At 64.7% G+C, this 2,568-nt stretch carries 2 protein-coding genes; both read left to right on the top strand.

Features of this window, described 5'->3' with window-relative positions; genetic code table 11:
• The first annotated feature begins 144 nt into the window (after positions 1-144).
• Positions 145-1,005: a tyrosine-type recombinase/integrase gene (locus E5X88_RS33390; RefSeq protein WP_292168523.1), complete on the top strand. Its 861-nt coding sequence runs from the start codon at positions 145-147 to the stop codon at positions 1,003-1,005.
• A 12-nt stretch (positions 1,006-1,017) separates the two neighbouring features.
• Positions 1,018-2,208, top strand: coding sequence for an IS91 family transposase (locus E5X88_RS33385; protein ID WP_292168521.1), 1,191 nt, complete (start codon positions 1,018-1,020; stop codon positions 2,206-2,208).
• Positions 2,209-2,568 lie beyond the last annotated feature (360 nt).

Genomic DNA, 2,568 nt, shown 5'->3' with positions numbered 1-2,568 from the left:
TAGAGCGTTTCAGTGATTAATTGAATCTTTGGGGGATTGAACGAAGCCGCTGACGCGGCATTTGGTGCACCGATTTGCGGATGACGCTTCTGTTTTGAAGGATTGCTGCTGTTGAAGCGCAACCTTGAGAACAGGAGCAATGAGATGGCCGAGTTGAGCCCGCTTCGCCGGCGCATGATCGAGGACATGACGATCCGCAATCTGTCGCCGGCCACGCAACGATCCTACGTGCACGCGGTAGCGAAGTTCTCCCGCTACTGTGGCCGATCCCCGGACCGGCTTGACCTGGAGGATGTTCGCGCCTTCCAGGTGCATCTGGTCTCGACCGGAATCTCGTGGCCGGCGCTGAACCAGACGGTGTGCGCACTGCGGTTCTTTTACGGCGTGACGTTGGGTCATGCCGAGATCCCTGAGCGGATCGCCTATGCCCGCGCTCCACGCACGCTGCCGGTGGTTCTCAGCGCCGACGAGGTTGTCCGCTTTCTCGAGGCGGTGCCGAGCCTGAAGACGCGCACCGCCTTGACGACGGCCTATGCCGCGGGCCTTCGCGCTTCGGAGACCGTCGGGCTGAAGGTCGGCGACATCGATAGCGAACGCGGCGTCATCCGGGTCGAGCACGGCAAGGGCGGCAAGGATCGCACCGTGATGCTGTCGGCGCAGCTTCTGCGCATCCTGCGGGTCTACTGGCGACTGGCGAAGCCGCAGGGCTGGCTGTTTCCGGGCCGGGATGCAAATCGCCCCATCGACGTGCAGGTGCTGTATTCAGCCTGCCGCTCGGCGCGTGCGGCCGCCGGCATCGACAAGCGTGTGACGGTCCACACGCTCAGGCACAGCTTCGCCACGCATTTGCTTGAGAACGGCACCGACATTCGCATTATCCAAGTGCTGCTCGGCCACAACAATCTGTCCTCGACGGCGCGCTATACAAAGGTCTCGAACGGCCTCATCCGGCGCACGACAAGCCCGCTCGACCGGCTGAACATCGAAGTCGTGCCACCGGGCTGATCGGTTCCGCCCATGTCGGCGAGACTGGAGGTGGCGGATATCTTCCGCCGCCATGGCGAGGCGTATCGGCAGGCTCATGACGGTCATCTCGGACGCGTCGAGCGCCGTACGATGAGCGCCATCGAGTTGTGCCGGACCGCCGAACTGGGCGGCCATGTCGAGGGCTGCCGGTCCTGCGGGGCGATCCGCGTGGCCTACAATTCCTGTCGCAACCGGCATTGCCCCAAGTGCCAGGGAAAGGCCTGCCGGGAATGGCTCGCCGCGCGGCAGGACGAGCTCCTGCCGGTTCCCTATTTCCACGTGGTGTTCACGCTGCCGACCGAGATCGCCGCGATCGCCTTCCAGAACAAGGCGGCGGTGTACACGATCCTGTTCAAGGCGGCCGCCGAGACGTTGCGCACCATCGCCGCAGATCCCAGACATCTCGGCGCCGGGATCGGTCTCATCGCGGTGCTGCACAGCTGGGGCCAGAACCTCACCTATCATCCCCACCTCCATTGCATCGTCCCGGGCGGCGGCATCTCCCTCGATGGAGGGCGATGGGTCGCCTGCCGGCCGGGGTTCTTCCTGCCCGTGCGTGTGCTGTCGCGCCTGTTCCGCCGTCTCTTTCTGGAGGAACTCCGAGCGGCTTATGATAAGGGTCGGCTGGGCTTCTTCGGCGATCTCGCCTACTTGGCAAAGCCTGATGCCTTCGTCTGCTTGCTCACCGAGGTTCGTCGCTATCAATGGGTCGTCTACGCCAAGCCGCCCTTGGGCGGGCCGAAGCAGGTGCTGGCCTATCTCGGCCGCTACACCCATCGCGTCGCCATCGCCAATTCCCGACTGATCAGCACGGCCGACGATCGGGTCGCGTTCCGCTGGCGGGACTATCGTCAGCGCGGCAAGACCAAGGTCATGACGCTCGACGCGCACGAGTTCATCCGTCGCTTTCTCCTGCACACGCTGCCCGACGGTTTCCATCGCATCCGCCACTACGGCTTCCTCGCCAACGGTAATCGCGCCGCCAAGCTCGACCTGTGCCGCAGGCTGCTGGCCGGATCGCAGCAGAACAATCTCGAACCGGATGTCGAAAGCGCCGCTGTCGCCGCCGAGCGCCTTGCGGCGGCGCATCGCTGCCCCTGCTGCGGAGAGCCAATGTTCACGCTCGCCGTCTGGCGGTGCGGCCAGGCACCGCCGCGCCCCTTCTGGAACGACACCTCATGATCACGCCGGGTGCGTCCACATCACCCGGGTCGGTATCCGTCGCCATGCGCGCCGGCACCTCGACCCTTGGCCCGCCGCACAAAGCCGCAAGCAGCCAGCCCGGCGATAGAAAGCACTGCAGCCTATCCGACGGCTCGCGCCATCCCGGTTCCGTCTTCCACCGCACCATCCTTCGCTGTCGCCGCATCGTGAATGCCCTTCACCAGCCTGGCACCGACGATCCCGGCCGCTCCTCCAGGCTACAATCCCCATAGCGCCAGACCGTCCCGCGGCTTCGTTCAATCCGGCTTGCAATGAGGTCCGAAGACTAGCGGGTGTGCTCCGTTGAGCATGCGGACCTCACAGAAGCCTCCAGATTCC

Origin of the sequence: Mesorhizobium sp. (assembly GCF_004962245.1) — a bacterium.
Taxonomy (GTDB): Bacteria; Pseudomonadota; Alphaproteobacteria; order Rhizobiales; family Rhizobiaceae; genus Mesorhizobium.
The sequence above is the reverse complement of the archived record's forward strand: the minus strand, read 5'-3'. Positions and strand labels throughout refer to the sequence as shown.

Excerpts from the sequence above, each read along its gene's own strand:
- E5X88_RS33390 (WP_292168523.1), top strand. The coding sequence starts at position 145 with ATGGCCGAGTTGAGCCCGCTTCGCCGGCGCATGATCGAGGACATGACG.
- E5X88_RS33385 (WP_292168521.1), top strand. The coding sequence starts at position 1,018 with ATGTCGGCGAGACTGGAGGTGGCGGATATCTTCCGCCGCCATGGCGAG.